The organism is Pseudomonas sp. So3.2b (genome assembly GCF_019464415.1).
GTDB lineage: Bacteria > Pseudomonadota > Gammaproteobacteria > Pseudomonadales > Pseudomonadaceae > Aquipseudomonas > Aquipseudomonas shahriarae.
The window spans coordinates 3,713,845-3,735,031 of the sequence record NZ_CP080494.1 but is presented as its reverse complement, the minus strand read 5'-3'; the positions used below and the strand labels follow the sequence as shown (position 1 = coordinate 3,735,031).

The window sequence follows — 21,187 nt, the reverse complement described above, 5'->3', positions numbered from 1 at the left end:
AGCTCTGTGCAGCATTATTTTGGTGTTTTTCAGGATCGGCGGGTGTAAGTGTGCGGATGCCGTCACCATTTCCAGGGATAAACCAATGAAGTACCTGCGCACCTTGAATGCCGCAATGGAACGCTTTCTGAGCCGGTTTACCCCCACGCAATTCCTGTGCGCCGCCATTGCGTTGACCGCGCTCAACTTCTTATTGGACTACACCGTTGCTTCGTACACCTCTATCTACCTGTCCATGCTCAGCGGTTGGCTGTTTGCCATGAGCTTTCTGAGGTTCCGGGCCCAGTGATGGCGCTGTTTGAGCCTTACCTGAACGGTGATGAGCCTGGAGTCACCCTCGGGGTAGCACAACTGGCCGCGTCGGCGCTTAGTCGGTGATGCTTGTTGCCGTTGCAGGCACTGTTTGGTTGCGGATAACAGAAAGGTAATCATCAAGCTACCTTGCTGACAGGGTCGGTTCGTTAATCTCAAGCCTGGAATGAGTGACTTGAGAGGTAAACCCGATGAACCTGTTGAAACTGAGTATTGCTGCATTGGCGTTGTCATTGTCTACGGTCGTGCTCGCCACGGGAGGCAGTGATCGTGCATTTGAGGCGTTGATGAGCGATAACCAGAAAGCCATGGAGGCTTACGCGTTAAAACATGGCAAGGACCGGCCAGTGGTCCAGGACTATCGCTACGGGATGAAACTGGACATCGCCAAGGTGGTCAGCGTGACCCCGCCGATCCGCTCCTGTGACATCGTACCGTCGCGGATGACCTACGAAGATTCGAGCGGCAAGCTCAACACCATCGAATATAAAGTCATGGGGCTGTGCCGTAACAATGGCCGCTGAAAGGACGCCGCGGCGAGCCGTACGCTGCTGGGGAGTAACGCACCGCCTGCTCAAGAAAATGGCCCCACACGCCGGGTTTTTCTCATAGGGGCAGTCCAGTTCAGCAAGCCAGCTCCCACATCGGATTTGTGGTGGGACCGCAATTCTCTGCCCCAATGAGGTCCCCTGTGGGAGCGGGCTTGCCCGCGATGACGGTGTACCAATCACTATAGTGGGTGGCTGACCCGCCGACATCGCAGGCAAGCCAGCTCCCACATTGGATTTGTGGTGGGACCACAGTTCTCTGTCCCTATGAGATCCCCCGTGGGATCAGTCAGTCAATCCGCGGATGCTGTTGTGCCAGGTTCTTGCGCTTGGCCTCCAGCTCGGCGATCTGCTCGTCGAGGTCTTCGATTTTCTGTTCGATATTGTCGTGGTGTTCCTGCAACAGCTCCCGAGCTTCTTCAATATCCGACGCCGCCGGCGCCGCGCCGCGCAGGGGTTTGTTGGCGGTTTCCTTCATGGTCAGGCCGGTGACCAGGCCCACCACGGCAATGACCATCAGGTAGTAGGCGGGCATATACAGGTCGTTGGTGCTTTCCACCAGCCAGGCCACGGCAGTGGGGGTCAGGCCGGCGATCAGCACCGAGATGTTGAATGCACTGGCCAGGGCGCTATAGCGGATATGGGTGGGGAACATCGCCGGCAGGGTGGACGCCATCACGCCGATAAAGAAGTTCAGCACCACTGCCAGTATCAGCAAGCCTGCAAAGATCAGCCCCAGCTTGCCGCTGTTGATCAGCATAAAGGCCGGAATCGCCAGGGCCAGCAGGCCGATGCTGCCAGCGATGATAAAGGGCCGGCGTCCGACCTTGTCGCTGATAAAGCCGATCAAGGGCTGCACGAACAGCATGCCCACCATGATCGCGATGATGATCAGCACGCCATGGTTTTCGCTGTAGTGCAGGTTGTGTGTCAGGTAGCTGGGCATGTAGGTGAGCAGCATGTAGTAGGTGACGTTGGTCACCGCCACCACGCCGACACAGGTCATCAGGCTGCGCCAGTGTTGGGTGGCGATTTCCTTGAACGACACGCGCGGGCCGCGTGCCAGGCCTTCGCGGTCACCTTGTTCGAGCTTCTCGACATGCTGCTGGAAGGCCGGGGTTTCCTCCAGGGCGTGGCGCAGGTACAGGCCGATCATGCCCAAGGGTAGGGCGAGGAAAAACGGCAGGCGCCAGCCCCATTCCAGGAACTGTTCTTCACCCAGTACCGACGAGATCCCGACTACCACGCCGGCGCCGAGTACAAAGCCGGCAATGGAGCCGAAGTCCAGCCAGCTGCCGAGAAAGCCGCGCTTGCGGTCGGGTGCGTATTCGGCGACGAAGATCGAGGCACCGGTATATTCCCCGCCCACCGAGAAACCCTGGGCCATTTTGGCCAACAGCAACAGGATCGGCGCCCAGATGCCTATCGAGGCATAGGACGGGATCAGGCCGATGGCAAAGGTACTGAGGGACATGATCACGATGGTGGCCGCGAGGACTTTTTGCCGCCCGTATTTATCCCCCAACGCACCGAAGAACAGGCCCCCCAGGGGGCGGATCAGGAACGGCACGGAAAAGGTTGCCAACGCTGCGATCATCTGTACGCCAGGGTCGGCGCCGGGAAAGAACACCTTGCCCAGTACGAAGGCGACAAAGCCATACACGCCGAAGTCGAACCACTCCATGGCATTGCCCAGCGCCGCGGCGGTGATCGCCTTGCGCATCTTGGCGTCGTCGACAATGGTGATGTCTTTCAACCCGATAGGGCCGACACTTTTCTTGCGCGATTTCATACAGGTCACTCTGTTGCTGATCGGTGTCGATGCCATTGTTTTAATGGCATGGTCTATTGGGTCAGATACATGAGGACACTAAATAATTCATCGCTCGACGTTATTTTTCACTAGCGCGCCTATCAGCGCGCATTGGCCAGCTCTGATCCCTACCGATCAGCGCTTCGTTGTGGGTCTCCCCGCGAACAAGGGTACTTTTAGTCCCAGTCCTATTTGCATCTTTTTTGGTACTGCTAAGCTTTTTTTCTGGAAAAGTATCGGGAAATTTTTGTCATGATCGTAAATGCCGCCGTGTCTGAGGAGTTCAACGCCCTACGCGTTATCACGTTGGCAGCTGACGTCACCTGTGCCGATCGGTTAGCCGGCGCGCTGAGCAGTATGGGCGTTACAGCGCTGACCAATGCTCAATCGTTGAAGGACGTGGAGGCATGGCTGTTGGAACAGCCGGTGGACGTCATCGTCTGCGAAATTCTCCCGGGATGTGATGATGGGCTGATGCTGCCAAGCCTGCTCAAGGGGCTGCACGAAGCCGGTGCCGTGGCGCAGTTGCCGAGTATCTTCTGGACCGGCAAAGCCACCTTGAATGCCCAACTGCGCGATGTGAAAGGGGGCAGCGTGACTGCCCCGCATACTGGCACCCAGCAGTTCTGGATCAAGTACATGGGGGGGGTGGCCATCAGTGCGTTGGAGTCTCATGCACGATTGGCCCGGGCTGCAGGGATCCTGGTGGAAATTCTGCGTGAAGGCGCAACCCTGGAACTGGGCGATGCCTTGCGAGCCGTGGTGCTGACCCGGGCGAAACCGGACCCGCAGTTGTGCATGACCACATTCGACGCCTTGGCCGAAGATGAAGTGATCAACGCGCTGACCACGGGGGAGGGATTGCGTTTTGTGTTCCAGCCACAATTCGAGCTGTTGAGCCGGCGTGTAGTGGGGGCTGAGGCGCTGGTGCGCTGGAAGCACCCGCGCTTTGGTGAAATCCCGCCGTCGGTGCTGATGCCGTTGGTTAACCGACTGGGCCTGGACCTGTTGCTGTTCAGCCTGGTGGAAATGTGGAGCATCAGGGCGATGCTGGCGCTCAAGCGTGAAAACATCCTGATCCCCATCGCGGTGAATGCATCGGCAAAAACCATTTGCACCCCACATTTTGCCGATCGCCTTGCCACACGGATGCAGCAGGCCGGCTTACCGAACCGTTTGCTGAAAATCGAGCTTACCGAGGACGTACACGAACCGGATGAGCTTCATCTTTCGGCATCACTGACGGCGATCCGCGCCAAGGGTTTCCAGGTGTCCCTGGATGATTTTGGTACCGGCGCGGCTACGCTGAACCTGTTGGCGAACCTATCGTTCGATGAGATGAAAATCGACGGCTCATTCGTGCGTGCTGTAGAGCAGCATTCCTCATCACGCAAGGTGATTGCGGGCATCGTCAGTTGGGCCGGCCTGCTGAATCTGAACCTGGTGGCCGAGGGCATTGAGGATGAGTCCACGATCCCTTTACTGCATCGCCTGGGCTGCCGCGTCGGGCAGGGTTATGCGCTGGCGCGGCCGATGGAAATCGAGGCCTTCTTGAGCTTCCTGATTGAGCGGGGGAAACACCCGTAAAAATATTTCTGTCCGTCTGGCTCTGGGAGGAGGCGGTTTTTAGGAGTGCTCTTATTTCAATTGTTTCGTCATGGCCTTAAATTTCCATCATCGATTTTTTTATATTGTATGCCGCTGGAGTTAACTGCTCTGCCCATTCGATAACCACTGCTGGATGTCTTGAATCTCAAAAAGTCGACTACTTGCCTGGCAACTTAAAGTTTGCCGGTGGGTGTTGTATTGCCTGATCGAAAGTTCGCCTGTTTGTTTTTAATGTGCGATGGCTCAGTTGCACGGATGGAATTGATGTTGTAGGTCCGTCTTCCCTGGCGGCAACTTACCAATGATGAAATAGCGTTATTTTTCATCTTTTTGCTCGTTATACAGAGTGTCCTGTGATCTATGAAACGCTTACAAATTGCTTTGCTGGATGATCATGCAATCGTGCGACATGGCCTGGTCAATCGATTGCTGCAGGAACCTGATTTTGAAGTGGTCGGTGTCTACGCCCGGACGCGTGAACTGTTGGCAGGGTTGGCCAAGGACCCGGCGCAGGTGCTGTTGCTGGACTATGTCCTGGGGCCCAGCGAGTTGGACGGCGTGTTACTGATTCGAGCGTTACGGGTGAAGTTTCCACAATGCCGCATCCTGGTGTTCTCTACGCACCATGACGCCGCTACCGTGATCCTGGCCTTGCGTGCCGGTGCCCGGGGATTTCTCGGCAAGGGTGAAGACATGGGCCAGTTGGTCGACGCCGTCCGGCTGGTGGCGTCGGGGGCGGTTTACCTGAGCCCGGACATGGCCTACAGGGTTGCCGAAGCCACTGCGGTCAACTATGACGGCGAGGCGCGCAATCGCGAGGATGCGTTGCGCTTTGTCAGTCTCTCTGCCCGTGAGCAGGAAGTGATTCGCTGTTATCTGACGGGTATGACCATCACCGAAATTGCTGAGAAATTCAGCCGTAGCATCAAGACCATCAGCACCCAAAAGGCTTCGGCTTTTCGCAAGTTGGGTGTGATATCGAACAACGAGCTATTCAAGATCAAGCACCTCATTGAAGGTATCTGAACCTGGCGGGTTGGCGCCGTGTCATTTGCCGGTTATTGCATATACTGTTCTATCGTTGGGTATCCCTGTTTTCGGCAGCGCGGTTTGCGCTGGGTTGAGTGGGCTCGATCATAATGAAATCTATACGTATTGCTTTGTTGGATGATCACGCGGTTGTTCGACATGGTCTGGCCAATACCCTGGCGGCCGAGGCGAACTTTGAAGTAGTAGGCATTTATGAGCGCAGCCGCGACCTGATTGCCGGTCTCGCCACAGCGCCTGCAGACTTGCTGCTACTGGATTTCTCCCTGAGTCCCGAGGAGTTGGACGGCGTGTCATTGATCCGTGCCTTGCGAGTCAAGTTTCCTGCTAGCCACATCCTTGTGTTGTCCACCCATCACGACCCGGCGACCGTGGGCCTGGCCATGCGTGTCGGAGCCCGCGGGTTTGTCGGCAAGGGTGAGGACATGGACCAGTTGGTCAAGGCCATTCGCAAAGTGGCGTCGGGGGCGGTGTACCTGAGTCCTGACATGACCTATCGCCTGGCCGAAACCGTCACCAGTGATACCCGCAAAGGCCCTGGCGAAGTGCCCGACGCCCTGATCCTGGCGGAGTTGACCAGTCGCGAGCAGGAGGTCATTCGTTGTTATCTGGCGGGCATGACCATCACTGAAATTGCCGAGAAGTTCAATCGCAGCATCAAGACCATCAGCACCCAGAAAACCACGGCGTTTCGCAAGCTGGGGGTTACGTCGAACAACGAACTGTTCAAGCTCAACAAAATCATTGGCTCGCCATGAGGCGGTGGTGGCTGGGGGGCGTGCTGTTGTGGTCGCTTGGAGGGACCGTCTTCGCTGCTGGCCCGGTTCAACTGAGCGAGCAGGAGCAGCGCTGGATACAGCAGCATCCGGTGTTGCGGGTGGGCGTGGTCGAAGACCTGATACCTTTTGAGTACATGCGTGATGGCACCCTGCAGGGACGCTCAGCGCATTACCTGCAATTGGTGACCGATGCCACCGGCCTTGAATTCACCTATGTCCCGGGAAAGACCATTGAGATACGCGAGCAAATGCTCCTCGATGGCCAGGTGGATCTGCTGTCCTCTTACTTGCGTTTCAGGACTGAGCCGGCCACCAAGGGCCTTGCCTTGCTGACCTACCAGACCACCTCGCCGATCATCGTGACGCGCTTCGAAGACCCGGATATTTTCGACCTCGACCAACTGCATGGCAAAACCGTGATGGTTCCCGACGTGGATCATTACGAAGAGATCGTCGGAGCATCAGGGATCGAGGTCACGCTGATCAAAAGCAAATCGGCCCTGGAGATGCTGACCCGCGTCCGGGACGGCAGTGCTGACGCGGTCGTTGCCACGGAAATCTTCCTGATGCCTTATCTGTACCGCCAGTTCCAGGGCATCCTGGAGGCTTCAGGTGTGGTCGGCAGCCAGATGCTGGATGTCAGCATGGCGGTTCGCTCGGACCAAGCGCTGCTGCATTCGATCCTCGAAAAAGTCCTGGGCTCGATCACTGCCGAGCAACGCAATGAGATGTACGAGCACTGGTATCACGACCTGGGTCTGGATGTTCCAACCCTGGTTGCCGTCTCCAGCCACTACTGGCATGTACTGATCATGGGGGCGTTGCTGCTGGCCAGCCTGTGTGTGCTGGTCTATCGCGGCCATCTCCGGTGGCGTCAGGCTGTGCGCAACGAGCAGGAAAAAACCATGTTTCTGGCGGTCATGGGCCATGAAATCCGTTCGCCTATGAATGCCGTGCTGGCGGCCATGGAGTTATTGGGGCACACCCGGCTCAATGAACAGCAGCGCCACTTTGTGCACCTTGCCAATGGCGGCGCCAATGCGTTGGTGCGTTTGCTGGATAACGTGCTGGACACGCCAGGCTCGGGTGCGCGGGCGTTGCGCCTGAGCATTGAACCGACCGATGTGACGGCGCTGGTGCAGGGTGTAGTTGGCTTGCACCGCCTGCGCGCCCGGGAAAAGCACCTGAGCCTGAATGTGAGCATCCACACCGCGCTGCCCTTGCTGTTACTCGACAGCTCCCGCCTGACGCAGATTCTTCATAACCTGCTTTCCAATGCCATCAAGTTCACCGATGTCGGCGGTGTCGACATCAAGCTGTACCTGTTGGCCCTACCGGCCGGTGGTCAACAGTTGCAAGTCAAGGTGCGCGACACCGGGATCGGTATCAGTGAAGCGGTACAGGCGTCGTTGTTCCGGCCATATGCCCAGGCCAGTCAATCCTACAAGCGCTCCGGTGGTACCGGGCTGGGCCTGGTGATCTGCCAGCAACTGGCGAACTTGATGCAGGGGTCGTTGACACTCAGCAGTGAGCCGGGGGTTGGCACGACCTTCATCCTCTGCGTGCCGGTAACGGTTGCCCCCCAGACTGCTGAACCACCGCAGGTTCAGCAGTCCGCGCCAGAGGCCGAGACGGACGGCCTGCAAATCCTGGTCGTGGAAGACACCCTGGCCAACCAGGAAGTGCTGCGGGCGCAGATCGGCGGCTTTGGCTGCGAGGCGGTGATCGCCGCCGATGCCGCCCAGGCCCACAGCTTGTTCGTGCAGCAGGCCTACCAATTGATTCTGATGGACTGTGACCTGCCGGACCAGGACGGTTACAGCCTGGTTCGCGAACTGCGTGAGTTCGAGCGCGGCTTGGGGCGTCCACGCTGCCCAATCATTGCCATTTCTGCCCTGACCGGTGAACAGCACCTCAAACGTTGCATGGATGCTGGGATGGACGCCGCATTGAGCAAGCCGATACGCCTTGGGCAACTGCGCGAAGTGATCGAGCGCTGGTGCGACGTCACCCTGGCTGCACCTCGTGCGAGCCTGATGGCCCCTCAACTGGATCAGGCGGCGATCAATCGGGAGATGGCCAGTGACCTGGGGAGCCTGATCAAGGCCATAGCGCTCTGTGACCGCCCCAGCGCCGTCCACGTTGCCCATCGTCTGCACGGTGCTGCGCTGATTATGGAGTGGCTGGCCCTGGGGCAGAGTGCCGAGCATCTGGAGCGCCTGCTGCGCGCGCAGGAGGGCTGGGATTGCCCGGCCTACGCCCAGGCCCTGCGGGCGTTGGTTGAGCATTGGCGGGCCTTGGGCGGGGATGCTCCCCTGGAAGTGCTGCCGCCCGCGCGTGCCTCGCGGGTGACCCAGCGATGAACGCCAAATTGCTACGCCTGCTGCTGATAGCGTTCGTGTTGGGAAACCTGGGCGTCGGGGTGCAGGCAGGCCCGACGCCGCTGGACTTGACCCAGCAGGAGCGTGATTGGATTGCCGCCCATCCGGTGCTGCGTGTTGGCGTATTCGATAACTTGCAGCCTTTTGAATACATCAGCAATGGCCAACTCAGAGGGTTGTCAGCCAAATACCTGGGGTTGATTGCATCGCGCACGGGCCTGTATTTCGAACCCGTCACCACCACTACGCGCAGCGCCCGCAAGGACATGCTGATCAGCGGCGAAGTCGATATCTTGTCCACCCGGCGCCGGGATGATGACCCGGCAAAGGATCTCGGGCTGCGTTACACCACGCCCTACAACACCAGCTCGACCGTTATGGTCAGCCGTTTTGACGATCAACCGTTTGCCGACTTGGAGCAACTCGCCGGCAAGCGGGTGGTGGTGCTGGGGCGTGAGGAGGATTACGTCGCTTTTTTGAAGCGTAAGGCCCCGGGGATAACCATTGTTTCAGCCCTGAATGCGCTGGACATGATGGCGATGGTCAAGGACGGCCGCACGGACGCGGCGATTGCTTCGGAATGGCTGCTGATTCCCTACCTGTCCCGCCAATATCATGGGGTACTGCAGATTTCTGGGGTGCTGCCGTCGCTGCATACCGGCGTGAGCATGGCAGTACGTGACAGCGATGTACTCCTGCTGTCTATTTTGGACAAGGTGCTGGCGTCCATCAGCGGCGAAGAGCGCAAGGCGATCTATGACGCCTGGTTTGTGGATATGGACCTGGATATTCCCACCGTCAAGGCCATTGCCGAGCACTACCAAGGTGAGCTGTGGTTGCTGCTGGCCGTGGTGGCAGTGCTCGTCGGGCTGGTCGTGCAAAGTCGCCTGCAACGGCGCCAGGCCATGAACAGCGAACGGGAGAAGGCGATGTTCCTGGCGGTCATCAGCCATGAAGTGCGTTCGCCGATGAACGCAGTGTTGGCCGCCGTGGAACTGCTGGAGCACACCCCGCTCGATGAGCAGCAGCGACATTTCACCAGCTTGGCCAATAGCGGCGCCAATACCTTGCTGCGGCTGGTGGATGATGTGCTGGATATCTCCAAGATGGAAGCCGGGCAACTGGCCCTCAATCTTGAACCGGTGGACCTATGGGCGCTGGTCTTGCGGATAGTCGATGAGCATCGAGCGCAAGCACAGGAAAAGGGCATTGAGCTGCTCGTCACCGGCGAGCGTCCCGGCGCCCCATTGTTGCTGGACGAACTGCGTCTGGCGCAGGTGCTGCGCAACCTGATCTGCAACGCCGTCAAGTTCACCGATGTGGGCCGGGTAGAGGTGCAGTTGCAACAGCTGGAAAAGCCTGCGGTCGAGGTGCGACAGCTGGTGATCCGGGTCATCGATACGGGCATAGGCTTGTCCAAGCAGGCGCAAGCCTCGCTGTTCCGGCCGTATGCCCAGGCCAAGCAATCCTATCGGCGCACTGGCGGTACCGGCCTGGGCCTGGTGATCTGCCGGCGCCTGGTCAGCTTGATGCGCGGCAGGTTGGTGCTCAGCAGCTTGCAGGGGGTCGGTACCCAGGTCGAGGTGTGGTTGCCAGTTGAGCGGGCTGTTTCCCCGCAACTGCCGGCACCTGAGCCTGCGCCGAGCGCGGAATCGGCTAACGGTTTGCAGGTGTTGGTGGTGGACGACTCGCTACCCAGTCGGCAAGTGTTGCAGGCACAACTCGACAGCCTTGGTTGCGCGGCGCTGCTGGCGGCTGATGCCGACCAGGCGGTGGCGTTGTTCAGTGCGCACCGGGTCGATATGGTGCTGATCGACTGTGACTCGCCAGAGGGCGACGCCGAGGGCATGGTCAGCGCGTTTCGTGAGTCGCAGCTCCAACAGGAACGCTCATATTGCCCGATCATCGCGCTCTCGCAATTTAGCGGGAATGAATACCTGCAACGTTGTTTCGATGCCGGTATGGATGGTGTACTGAGCAAACCGGTCCAACAGGCCATGTTGCAGCAGATGATTGAACTCTGGTGCGAAGCAACCCCGGCGCCGCAAGTTGCAGAGTACCTGGAAACTCCAGGGTCGCCGGAGGCTGTGCGCCAGGAACTTAACCGCCTCATAGAACTACTTGCCCTGCGCGATCGCGGCATGGCGCTGGAGGCGCTACACAGACTGCGCACTGCCGCGTTGGACGTCGGCTGGGAGGACTTCGCGGCCACCGCGCAGCGTATCGAAGTGCTGTTGCAGGACGAAGTGAACTGGCCAGCAGAAGCGGTTGCGGGCCATGCCCGTAGCCTGCTTGAGCACAGGGCCGGGCTTCCCTGCGGAGCCTAGGTAGAGTAGGGGCTTCACAGCAGGACAGGCTGATCTGGGAATGAGGCAATCGCCGCGAATTGCATGCCCTGCCGCAACATCTGCCTCACCGCCTCGATAAAACTCGATGGCGGCCACCGGTTGTTCGCTGCTTCTGCATTGATAAACATTGCAGCGCCTGTTTTTAGGAGTGCTCCTATAGACGGGTTACTAATGTTTTTCCATTAAATAGTGCAGTGCGACAGTAAGTTTTATAGTGGTTTTAATTGTTGGGAATTTTCCGTGCTCAATTGTTTTTCAGAGCGCTCCTATATTGAGTTCGATGTGGGCTCCCTAAACTCAGCCCCGCAACAGCACAGAAGCTCTCCGATAAACGGAAGCTTTATAACTTACTGTAGAACATCGCTCTCTCGGAGTTACTCATGAATTACAAAGCTCGCGCCCTCGCTGTACTGGTCGCTGCCACCGCCTCTACCGTTGCTCTGGCTTCAGACGGCAAAATCGATTTCAACGGCGAACTGAAAGCCGAAACCTGCAAGGTTGCGGTTAACGGCGCGGCTGGTGCGAGCCCGTCGACTGTCACGCTGCCAACCGTCTCTACCGCTGCCCTGGGAGCAAAAGGCCAAGTGGCAGGCCAGACCGGTTTCAATATCGAGCTGAGCGATTGTTCTGCCGCGCTGAAAACAGCTGCTGCATTCTTTGAGTCGAGCGGCAGCGTTGATGCAACCAGCGGCAACCTGAAGAACGTGAGCGGTACTGCCACCCAGGTTCAGCTGCAATTGGTTGACGCAACCAATGGCAACGCGATCAAGGCCGGCAACACTGCGCAGGTCACTTCCACCAGCCGTATTGCCATCGATGCAACCTCCAAGGCCGCCATCCTGCCATACGCTGTCCAGTACTACGCTCAAGCCCCGACCACTCCGGGTACCGTAGTTGGCTCCGTGACTTACTCCATCAATTATCAGTAAGTCGCCGCTCATGGACACACGCCCTGTTCAGTGACAAAAGGGCGTGCTTCCAGGCAGCAACGGGATTACGTAATGCCTTGCACATCTGCCCTCAGACAATTGCTCCTGGCAAGCCTTGTGACACTGACGTGTTCCCAGGCTATCGGGGGTGTAGTGATTACCGGAACCCGCCTGCTCTACCCGGCGGACCAGAAAGAAATCACGGTAAAACTCAACAACAACGGCACGCAGCCAGCGCTGATCCAGTCGTGGATCGACACCGGCAGCGTTGAGTCGACTCCGACCAGCTCCAAGGCGCCGTTCCTGCTTTCACCGCCGGTGGCGCGCATCGATCCGACCAAGGGCCAAAGCCTGCGGGTGTTGTTTACCGGGGCTCCCATGGCCCAGGACAAAGAGTCGGTGTTCTGGCTCAACGTATTGGAAATTCCACCCAAGCCCGAGGCGGGTGCAGATATCAATACGCTGCAAATGGCATTCCGTTCGCGGATCAAATTGTTTTATCGCCCGACCGGCTTGCCAGGCACTGCCAGCGAGGCGATCGAGCAGGTGCAGTGGCAATTGGTGCCCGCACGCGATGGGCAAGGCTTGGCCTTGCAGGCCTTCAATCCGTCGGCGTTCCATGTTTCGCTGATCGAGTTGGAACTGGTGGCTGGCGCCCAGCGTGAGCGCAGTGAAGACGGCATGATCGCTCCGGGTGAAACCCGCCAATTTGTGCTCCCAACGCTCAAGGTCCGACCGGCTGCGGGTGCTCAGGTGGAGTTCAGCGCTATCAACGATTACGGCGCACTGATCCCGACCCGTAAAGCACTCAAGCCCTGATTAAACCTCAAGTTTTTTAGTCGCGAGTCATTTATGTCGACCTCTTCCAGCTGCAGGCTTTCTCTGCGGGCGCGGCCTTGCTTCGCCTTGAATCCGCTCTCTGCCTTGATCCTCAGGGTATTGGCCATCGCCCCTGGTGCATGGGGTATACAGGGTGCGCTGGCGCAAGAGGTGCAGTTCAACGATGCGTTCCTGCCTGAAGACTCGCGCAATCTCGACTTGGGCGCCTACCAGACCGGCAACCCGGTGATGCCCGGGCAATACCGTGCAGACGTAGTGCTTAACGGCCAGTTGAACAGCCGCCAGGACATTCGCATCGACGCCCAGGCCGACGGCAGTAAGCCGGTGGTCTGCATGACGCGTGGCTTGCTTGAGCGTCAGGGTGTGGAGATGAGCAAGCTGGCGCCTGAAAGCACTTTGGCGCTGGACAGCCAGGGCTGTGCCGCCGTGGGCAGTCTGATCCCGGGTGCAACCGCGAATTTTTCACCGGAAAACCAGGCCCTCGACCTGAGCATTCCCCAGGCGGCGCTGCGGCGCAATGCCCGAGGATACGTCAGCCCGGAACTGTGGGATCGCGGCGTGACCGCAGGCATGCTCAGCTACAGCTTCAATGGCAGCCGTAACCGTACCCGCAGTGGCAACTCTGACTCGGCATTCCTGGGCCTGCACACCGGCCTCAACCTGGGTGACTGGCGCCTGCGCCACAACGCGTCGATGAGCTGGCAGTCACGTCAGGGCAATAATTACCAAGCCCTGGACTCCTATGCGCAACGCGACATCACCGCGTTGAAAAGCCAACTGACGGTGGGTGAGTCCAACACCTCCGGCGAGATCTTCGACACCCTGTCCTACCGTGGTGTGCAACTGGCCAGTGACGACCGCATGCTGCCCGACTCCATGCGCGGCTATGCCCCGGTGATCCGTGGGATTGCCCGCACCAACGCCCGTGTGACCATTCGCCAGGCCGGCAACATCCTGCTGGAAACCACCGTGGCTCCCGGGGCATTTGTGATTGATGACCTGTATTCAACCGGCTATGGCGGCGACCTCAGTGTCAGCGTGGCGGAAGCCGACGGCACCGAGCAGAACTTCATCGTGCCCTATGCCTCGGTCAGCCAGTTGCTGCGCCCCGGTACCTCGCGCTTCAGCCTGACCGCAGGCGAGACCCGCAATAACTACGTCGACAAGCAATCGCGCCTGCTACAAGGCACTGTGCAATATGGCCTGAACAATACGTTCACCGGATTTGCCGGGATGCAGTCCAGCGATGACTACACCGCCGTGCTCACCGGCCTGGCGTTTGGCACGCCGATCGGTGCCATGGCCATCGACTTGACTCACGCCCAGACCGACCTGGCCACTGGTGCCGCCAAAGGGCAGAGCATGCGGGTGTCCTACAGCAAAAATGTGCTCAGCACGGGCAGTAACTTCACCGTTGCGGCTTATCGTTTTTCTACCAGCGAATACCTGGACTTCAGTAACGCCATGCAACTGCTCGATGCCGAGAAAACGGGGTGGGACACCAGCATGTTCGGGCGCCCGCGCAGTCGCTTTTCGGTCACCGCCGACCAGAGCCTGGGGGAGTGGGGGCAAGTGGCAATCAGCGGCTATGCGCAGAACTACTGGAACCTGCCGGGCAGTGATTTGCAGTACCAGTTCAGCTACAGCAAGCAGTTCAATCGCATCAGCTTCAGTGTGAACGCCAACCGCAGCCGCATGGGCCTGGGGGACATGGAAAACAGCTTTTTGCTGACCATGAGCATGCCTCTGGAATTTGGCGGTCCAGGCTTCAGCCCGCAAATGACCGCACAGGTAGGACGTGACTCCCAAGGCAACTACAGCGAGCAGGCCGGCATCAGCGGCACCGCTGGCGAGGACCGTCAATATGGCTATGGCGCGACGGTCGGCCATGACGGTGCCAGTAACAGCAAGAGCGCGGCCCTCAATGGCCAATACACCGGCGCGCGCGCCATGCTCAGCGCTGCCCTGGGACGCGGTGATGGCTACACCAGCGCCTCGGTGGGCGCGAGCGGCAGCGTGGTGGCGCATGCCGATGGGGTGACCATGACTCCTTATCGCGGTGAAACCATGGCGGTGGTCAGTGCCCCGGGTGCGCAGGGGGCCAAGGTGTCCGGCTACCCTGGCCTCAAGCTCGACAGCCGCGGCAATGCCGTGGTTCCGTACCTGCGGCCATATGAGTTGAACGAAGTGGCAATCGACCCTATTGGTAGCTCGCTGGACGTCGAACTCAGCGAAACCAGCCAACAGGTGGCCCCGCGCGCCGGTGCGGTGGTGCACCTCAAGTACACCACCAACCAGGGCCGCGCAGTGTTGCTCAACGTACGCCTCGACGATGGCAGCAGCCTGCCCTTTGGTGCTGGCGTGACAGATATCGACGGCACCTCGGTCGGCGTGGTCGGGCAGGGTGGCCAGCTCTACGCACGGATCAAGCCGCAAACCCGTCAGTTACTGATCAACTGGGGAAGCAAGACCCATCAACAGTGCGCACTGGTCATCCCGGCGGGCCCCGGCGAAGGGCAGCAATTGCAACAGGTAGACGCGGTTTGTGCGGCCGGTAAGCAAGTCGCTGGCAGCGTGCAGCCCAACACTCTTCAAAAGGTACAGTTATGAACATTGGCGCTTTGATCAAGGCGGGCCTGGCCGTCGCGGCATTGTGGGCGGCGGCGGGGACGGCCATGGCGGTCACTTGCACCTACATGGAGGGTATCCAGCCGGCCGTGGGCTCCATGCCATTGCAGATTTCGGCGATCACTATCGGGCGCGATCTGCCGGTGGGTACCGAGGTATATCGTCAGCGCTTCAGCATGGCTGCGGGCCAGGCGCCCAAGCTTGAATGCCTCTATGCCCCGTATCAGCAGTGGACTGAGATGACAGTCGACTCCCGTTATCCCATGGCCAATGTGTCCAGCGGGACCTACGCCAACAAGGTCTATAGAACCAGCATTCCTGGGCTGGGGGTTGCCTTCAACAGCTCGGGCGGCCTGCTGCCAAGGCAATCTGGCAAGGCATGGACCACATGCACATCTGGCTACAGGTGTGTGGTCCCATTTGACGGGCCTTCGAACTTTGAGCTGATCTTGATCAAACTGGGCGATGTAACGCCTGGTGTATTGGTGGGCAATACGTTGCCGGTCGTCAGTCTGTACGGCAACTTCGGCGATGCGAGAATGCGCGGCTTCAGTATGGGGATCTCCGGCAATATCCAGATTGTCTCGAGTACCTGCCGTACACCGGATGTCTCGGTGCCCATGGGCTCTCATCTGACCTCCAAGTTCACCGGGCTCAACAGCAGCACGGGCTGGACGGATTTTTCCATCGCTTTGAATGACTGCCCGGCGTTCAACGGGATCTATACGACAACGGGGCCGGCCTGGTCATCGCAAAGTGGAAATTTTCCTTCTGGTACGAACATCGGCAGTGGCTCTCTGGTGCGTAACACCCTGCAGTACCGCATCGACCCCGCGCGTACGGCGATCAACACGAATAACGGTGTACTGAGCCTCGACCCTGGCGCCACGGGCAGTGCGCCCGCCGCCACAGGGGTTGGCGTGCAGGTGCAGAACCGCAACGGCAACTCGGTCATCCTTGGAACCAACCAAAGCAGCGGCCTCACCCTGCGCCCCAACGAGGGGAGTTATACGATCCCCTTGCGCGCCCGCTACCTGCAGACGGCGAGCAAGGTAACCCCCGGCCCGGCGAATGCCTCGGCGACGTTTACGATTATTTACCAGTGATTGCTCCTGCTAGGTCTGCGTCAGAACCGATCCAGCCGATAGGCCGCCAATGCCGGCAATCCCTGGGGCTGAGGCACATAAATCGGCGATACCCACTGCGCGATCAGTTCGGCGGTGACGGCCGCTTGCGTCAACCCCAAATGTTGATGCCCGAAAGCAAGCAACACTCTGCCGTCGCACACCCGGTCGATGATCGGCAGCGAGTCCGGCAACGACGGCCGAAAGCCCATCCACGGCGTGGCGTCCTCAGCGCTCAATTCGTGACGCAACAGGCCGTGGCTGAGCCGGTGCAATTGCCAGGCGCGCTGCATGTTTGGCGGGCGGTCGAGGCCGGCGAATTCCACGGTGCCGGCCAGCCGCAGCCCATCGCTCATGGGCGTCATGATGAACTTGCGTTCCAGTGAGGTGACGGCGAAGGGCAGGCGATCTTGTTCATGGGGCAGCATCAGGTGATAACCGCGCTCGGTGTCCAGGGGCACCTTTTTGCCGGTCAGCGCTTGGGTGAGCCTGGCCGAGTGGGCGCCGCAGGCGATCACTACCTGGCGTGCGGCCAAGCGGCCCTGGTCGGTGATCAGTGCAACGCCCTGGGCCTGAAGCTGGCCGTCCCGGACCTGGCGCTTGAGAAAGGTCACGCCGCTGGCCTTGGCGGCCTCGACCAGTTCGCACACCACGCGATACGGGTCGAGGAAATGCCCGGTGCGGGGAAAGAACAATCCCCCCTGGATCCGCTCGCTCAATTGCGGTGCGGCCTGCTGCACGGCGTCGGCCGACCAGCAGTCCACCGGCACGTTCTGCTGGGTCATGCGCGCTTGCAAACCCTCAATTGCTTTCCGCGATTCGGCACGCTCGAACACCAGCAGCGAGCCGTCCTCGCGCATCAACTGTGGCCGGTCGATGTTCGCCAACAAGCGCTGCCAGGCGCCCAGGCTGCTTTCGTTGAGGGCACGGATACCGGCGACCGTGCGCTGGTAGGCGGCGGGGCGCAGGTTTAACAATAGCCGAGCAAACCAGGGCAGCGCACGGGGCAGGTATTTCCAGTCCAGGCGCAGTGGGCCCATGGGGTCCATGAGCATCGCGGGCAGGCGCATCAGGATCGACAGGTCGGCGATGGGGAATACCTGTTCGGTGGCCAAATGCCCTGCATTGCCGAACGAGGCGCCCATCCCCGGTTCCTGCTGGTCGATGACCACCACGCGCCGGCCCTGGCGCGCCAGTTGCAGCGCGCAGGCGACGCCGATGATGCCGGCGCCGACCACCGCGATGTCGATCTCGGTTTGACGATTGTCGAGCATGATCAGGCTTCTCTCTGGCCGTCGAGCAAGCGTCGCAGCCGCAGGGGGTTGCCTTGTTTCAGTGCGTCGGGCAGCAGGCTGTCGGGGAAGTCCTGGTAGCACACCGGCCGCAGGAAACGCAGGATCGCGCCGGTGCCGACCGAGGTCGAGCGCGAGTCCGAGGTCGCGGGGAAGGGCCCGCCATGCACCATGGCATCACACACCTCGACCCCGGTCGGCCAGCCGTTGACCAGCAGCCGGCCAGCCTTGCGCTCAAGTGCCGGCAGCAATGCCCGTGCCTGTTCAACATCCCCCTCATCCAGGTGCAGGGTGGCGGTCAACTGGCCTTCGAGGTGCTCAGTCACTTGGCGCATTTGCGCGTTGTCGGCGCACTGCACCAGGAGCGAGGCGGCGCCGAAGACTTCGGCCTGCAAATGCGGGTTGGTAAGGAAGTCTTGCGCGTGGGTAGTAAACAGCTGCGCCTGGCATTGGTTCGGCCCTTGCGCCGGCAACCCGCTGGCCAGGCAGTGGGCATGCTCAGCCAGTGCGCTGACGCCCGCCTCATAGGCCTGGAAGATGCCCGGTGTGAGCATGGTCTGCGCCGGGCTGCGTTGCAGCAAGTCGCTGGCGAGGCTGACAAACTGCTGCAGTTCCGGACCTTGAACCGCAATCACCAGGCCGGGGTTGGTGCAGAACTGCCCGGCGCCCTGGGTCAATGAGGCGACAAACCCTTGTGCCAGTGCTTCGCCGCGCGCCTTGAGGGCGCCCGTAAACAGGTACACCGGGTTGATGGCGCTCATTTCCGCGTACACCGGAATGGGCTCCGGCCGTGCCTGGGCCGCCTGGCACAAGGCAATACCGCCACTTTGCGAACCGGTGAATCCCACTGCCTTGATCCTTGGGTCGCTGACCAGGGCAATCCCCACTTCGCGTCCGGAACCGTACAGCAGGGAAAACACGCCCTCGGGCAGACCACACTGCTTCACGGCACGGGCCAGCGCGCGGGCCACCAGTTCGCTGGTGCCGGGGTGGGCGCCGTGGGCCTTGACGATCACCGGGCAACCGGCGGCAAGGGCTGAAGCGGTATCACCGCCGGCCACCGAGAACGCCAGCGGGAAGTTACTGGCGCCGAATACGGCCACCGGGCCCAGCGGCACCTGGCGTTGGCGCAGGTCGGCACGGGGCAGGGGCTGGCGGCCTGGTTGGGCGCCATTGACCCGCACGTCCAGCCATTCGCCAGCGCGTACGGTGCGGGCGAAGGTACGCAGTTGCTGGCAGGTGCGGCCCCGTTCGCCCTGGATCCGCGCGTGGGGCAAGCCGGTTTCGGCCACGGCACGCTCGATCAGTTCATCGCCGAGGGCTTCGATTTCGCTGGCGATGGTTTCGAGGAATTCAGCACGCGCCGCCAGGGATGTCTCGCGGTAGCTGTCGAAGGCTGACCACGCCAACGCGCAAGCCTGGGCCACCTGCTCGGTGGAACCGCCGGGATAGGCCGGCTCCAGCGCAGCATCGGTGGCTGGGTTGATCGCACGGATGGCTGTGCGGGTGCCGGGAATGGAGTGCTGACCGATCAGCATATTGCCTGTCAGAGTCATGGCCTGTTCCTGAAAAAAGAAGGGACGCCGCTGTGTAGCAGCGGCGTACGAGCAGTCAGTCGACGTTCTGTTCTGCCGACCAGTTGGCGTACCACTGGCGGAACAGCGCGTACTGGTGCTCGGCATACCGGCGTTGGGCATCGCTGAGCACATCGCTGTCGTTGAAGTGCAGGCTGTATTCCAGGTCGCCATTGAGCACCATCAGGTGCTTGTAATAGAGCACCAGGTCGCAGCCTTCATCGAAGGACGACAGCACCGCCAGCGCCGCTTCCAGCTCCCGGGCCTGGCGCCGGGCCTTGGCATCGCCCTTGGCAGCCTTCTTACTCAGGGCCACCAGTTGCAGGACTTCCCGTGGCAGGGCGTTGCCGATGCCAGTGATCGCGCCGGTGGCGTTGCAGTTGACGAAACCGTGCACCACCTGGGTATCGACACCGACCATCAGGGTCACGTCATCGTCTTTGGAAGTGATGTGTTCGGCCGCATAGCGCAGGTCGGCGCCGCCGCCGAACTCCTTGAAGCCGATCAGGTTCGGGTACTCGCGACGCAGTTCAAAGAACAGGTCTGCGCGGGTGGCGAAGCCGTAGTAGGGGCTGTTGTAGATCACCGACGGCAGGTTCGGTGCGGCGCTGAGGATCGCCGCGAAGTGGGCCTTTTGCGCAGTGGCCGAAGCGCCACGGGACAGCACCCGTGGGATGACCATCAAACCGTGGGCGCCGACCTTGGCGGCGTGGGCGGCATGGGATATTGCTTCACGGCTGTTGACCGCCCCGGTGCCGACAATGGTCGGGATGCCCGCAGCCACCAGGCGCGCCACGCCTTCCTGGCGCTGGGCTTCGGTGAGCAACGGCCAGTCGCCCATGGAGCCGCAATACACCACGGCGCTCATGCCGATGTCGATCAGTTCGCGGCCCTTGGCGACCAGGGCGTCGAAGTCCGGCTGACGCTCGGCGGTGCACGGGGTCATCAGGGCAGGGATGCAGCCGGTGAAAATGTTATCGCTCATGGTTCTATCTCCTTGGAAGGGTCTGTTGTAACGCTGCCGGGTGCTCAAATGCCCCAGGCGAAGGGGTCCTGTTCGTCGATCAGCAAGGTGCTGTCGGCGGTCATATAGGCGCGGCCGGTGATGAAGGGGCGGATGCGTTCGCCCTCCCATTCAAAACGGCCTTCGAATTGGCTGGCGGTGATGCTGGCTTGTACCCAGGGCTCACCGGCCTGAAGCTTTCCATCGGCGGCCAGGCACGCCAGCTTGGCGCTGGTACCCGTGCCGCAGGGCGAGCGGTCGTAGGCCTTGCCGGGGCACATGACGAAGTTGCGGCTGTCGGCCTGGTCGTCATCGGCGAACAGTTCGATATGGTCGATCAACGCGCCGTCTGCGCCATGGATGCCTTGGGCTTCGAGGGCCTTGAGCATGGCCCAGGTGAAGTCGGTAAGGACCTCGACATTGGCCATGTGCACATCCTGGCCGTGCTCGGACACCAGGAAAAACCAGTTGCCGCCCCAGGCAATATCGCCGTAGATCCGGCCATGCCCCGGTACATCCACGGGCACCTGCTGGCGATAGCGATAGGCGGGCACGTTGCGCAGGGTGACCGCGCCGTCCTCATGCAGGGTGGCGCTGACTTGGCCCACCGGCGTGTCGATGCTGTGCACCCCTGGCGCGATGCGGCCCAAGTAGTGCAACGAGGCAATCAGGCCGATGGTGCCGTGGCCACACATGCCGAGGTAGCCGGCGTTGTTGAAAAAAATCACCCCGCAGGTGGCCCCCGGCGAGACCGGCTCGCAGTACAGAGCGCCGACCAGTACATCGTTGCCACGGGGCTCCAGCAGGCAGGCGCGGCGCCATGGGTCGTGCTCGGTGCGCAGGCTCTCGAGCTGCTCGGCGATGGTCTGGCCGGCCAGCTGCGGGAAGCCATTGATGATCAGGCGCGTCGGTTCGCCGCCGGTGTGGGAGTCAATCACATGCAGTCGTTTCATCCAGCTAT

Annotated in this window: 17 protein-coding genes; 11 read left to right on the top strand and 6 right to left on the bottom strand. The window is 60.5% G+C overall.

The window, feature by feature from the left end; genetic code table 11:
* The first annotated feature begins 85 nt into the window (after positions 1 to 85).
* Together K1X80_RS16515 and K1X80_RS16510 are read left to right on the top strand one after the other, a co-directional pair.
* Positions 86 to 289 carry a hypothetical protein gene (locus K1X80_RS16515; protein ID WP_057959911.1) on the top strand — a complete coding sequence of 68 codons (204 nt, stop codon included), beginning with the start codon at positions 86 to 88 and terminating at the stop codon, positions 287 to 289.
* A 214-nt stretch (positions 290 to 503) separates the two neighbouring features.
* Entirely contained in the window at positions 504 to 836 is a 333-nt protein-coding gene (locus K1X80_RS16510) for a DUF2790 domain-containing protein (RefSeq protein WP_057959910.1), read from the top strand.
* Positions 837 to 1,149: 313 nt separating this feature from the next.
* Here K1X80_RS16510 and proP read toward each other — a convergent pair whose 3' ends face one another.
* Positions 1,150 to 2,652, bottom strand: a complete 1,503-nt coding sequence (gene proP / locus K1X80_RS16505; protein WP_057959909.1) for a glycine betaine/L-proline transporter ProP — start codon at positions 2,650 to 2,652, stop codon at positions 1,150 to 1,152.
* Positions 2,653 to 2,925: 273 nt separating this feature from the next.
* On the opposite strand from proP, the gene K1X80_RS16500 reads away from it, so the two are divergent.
* The 5 genes from K1X80_RS16500 to K1X80_RS16480 all read left to right on the top strand — a co-directional run bounded on the left by K1X80_RS16500 (position 2,926) and on the right by K1X80_RS16480 (position 10,815).
* Positions 2,926 to 4,260, top strand: coding sequence for an EAL domain-containing protein (locus K1X80_RS16500; RefSeq protein ID WP_057959908.1), 1,335 nt, complete (start codon positions 2,926 to 2,928; stop codon positions 4,258 to 4,260).
* Between the two features lie 381 nt (positions 4,261 to 4,641).
* Positions 4,642 to 5,307: a response regulator transcription factor gene (locus K1X80_RS16495; protein WP_057959907.1), complete on the top strand. Its 666-nt coding sequence runs from the start codon at positions 4,642 to 4,644 to the stop codon at positions 5,305 to 5,307.
* A gap of 113 nt (positions 5,308 to 5,420) precedes the next feature.
* Positions 5,421 to 6,086 (top strand): response regulator transcription factor, encoded by a 666-nt coding sequence (locus K1X80_RS16490; protein ID WP_057959906.1) that lies wholly within the window; start codon positions 5,421 to 5,423, stop codon positions 6,084 to 6,086.
* On the top strand, positions 6,083 to 8,470 hold the full coding sequence (locus tag K1X80_RS16485) for an ATP-binding protein (RefSeq protein WP_081044264.1): 2,388 nt from the start codon (positions 6,083 to 6,085) through the stop codon (positions 8,468 to 8,470). Before K1X80_RS16490 ends, K1X80_RS16485 begins: the two co-directional genes overlap by 4 nt.
* Entirely contained in the window at positions 8,467 to 10,815 is a 2,349-nt protein-coding gene (locus tag K1X80_RS16480) for an ATP-binding protein (protein WP_220172298.1), read from the top strand. The genes K1X80_RS16485 and K1X80_RS16480 overlap by 4 nt, the downstream gene beginning before the upstream one ends.
* A gap of 14 nt (positions 10,816 to 10,829) precedes the next feature.
* Here the strand turns inward: K1X80_RS16480 and K1X80_RS28235 are convergent, their stop codons facing one another.
* Positions 10,830 to 10,964: a hypothetical protein gene (locus tag K1X80_RS28235; RefSeq protein WP_258571518.1), complete on the bottom strand. Its 135-nt coding sequence runs from the start codon at positions 10,962 to 10,964 to the stop codon at positions 10,830 to 10,832.
* A 252-nt stretch (positions 10,965 to 11,216) separates the two neighbouring features.
* Here K1X80_RS28235 and K1X80_RS16475 point away from each other — a divergent pair, with 252 nt between their 5' ends.
* From K1X80_RS16475 to K1X80_RS16460, 4 genes are all read left to right on the top strand, one after another.
* Positions 11,217 to 11,765 carry a fimbrial protein gene (locus tag K1X80_RS16475; RefSeq protein WP_057959903.1) on the top strand — a complete coding sequence of 183 codons (549 nt, stop codon included), beginning with the start codon at positions 11,217 to 11,219 and terminating at the stop codon, positions 11,763 to 11,765.
* 153 nt (positions 11,766 to 11,918) lie between these two features.
* Positions 11,919 to 12,584 (top strand): fimbria/pilus periplasmic chaperone, encoded by a 666-nt coding sequence (locus K1X80_RS16470; protein WP_307830297.1) that lies wholly within the window; start codon positions 11,919 to 11,921, stop codon positions 12,582 to 12,584.
* A 171-nt stretch (positions 12,585 to 12,755) separates the two neighbouring features.
* Positions 12,756 to 15,215 (top strand): fimbria/pilus outer membrane usher protein, encoded by a 2,460-nt coding sequence (locus K1X80_RS16465; RefSeq protein WP_309500895.1) that lies wholly within the window; start codon positions 12,756 to 12,758, stop codon positions 15,213 to 15,215.
* Entirely contained in the window at positions 15,212 to 16,339 is a 1,128-nt protein-coding gene (locus K1X80_RS16460) for a fimbrial protein (RefSeq protein WP_057959900.1), read from the top strand. The genes K1X80_RS16465 and K1X80_RS16460 overlap by 4 nt, the downstream gene beginning before the upstream one ends.
* Positions 16,340 to 16,359: 20 nt before the next feature.
* On the opposite strand, the gene K1X80_RS16455 is transcribed toward K1X80_RS16460, so the two are convergent.
* From K1X80_RS16455 to K1X80_RS16440, 4 genes are read right to left on the bottom strand one after another with little or no spacing between them, the layout of a single operon-like run.
* Positions 16,360 to 17,631 carry an FAD-binding oxidoreductase gene (locus K1X80_RS16455; protein WP_220172297.1) on the bottom strand — a complete coding sequence of 424 codons (1,272 nt, stop codon included), beginning with the start codon at positions 17,629 to 17,631 and terminating at the stop codon, positions 16,360 to 16,362.
* Between the two features lie 2 nt (positions 17,632 to 17,633).
* A complete protein-coding gene (locus K1X80_RS16450; RefSeq protein ID WP_220172296.1) occupies positions 17,634 to 19,205 on the bottom strand; it encodes an aldehyde dehydrogenase (NADP(+)) in 1,572 nt (523 codons plus the stop codon).
* 55 nt (positions 19,206 to 19,260) lie between these two features.
* Entirely contained in the window at positions 19,261 to 20,208 is a 948-nt protein-coding gene (locus tag K1X80_RS16445; RefSeq protein ID WP_057441006.1) for a dihydrodipicolinate synthase family protein, read from the bottom strand.
* A gap of 44 nt (positions 20,209 to 20,252) precedes the next feature.
* Positions 20,253 to 21,179, bottom strand: a complete 927-nt coding sequence (locus K1X80_RS16440; protein ID WP_057959897.1) for a 4-hydroxyproline epimerase — start codon at positions 21,177 to 21,179, stop codon at positions 20,253 to 20,255.
* Positions 21,180 to 21,187 lie beyond the last annotated feature (8 nt).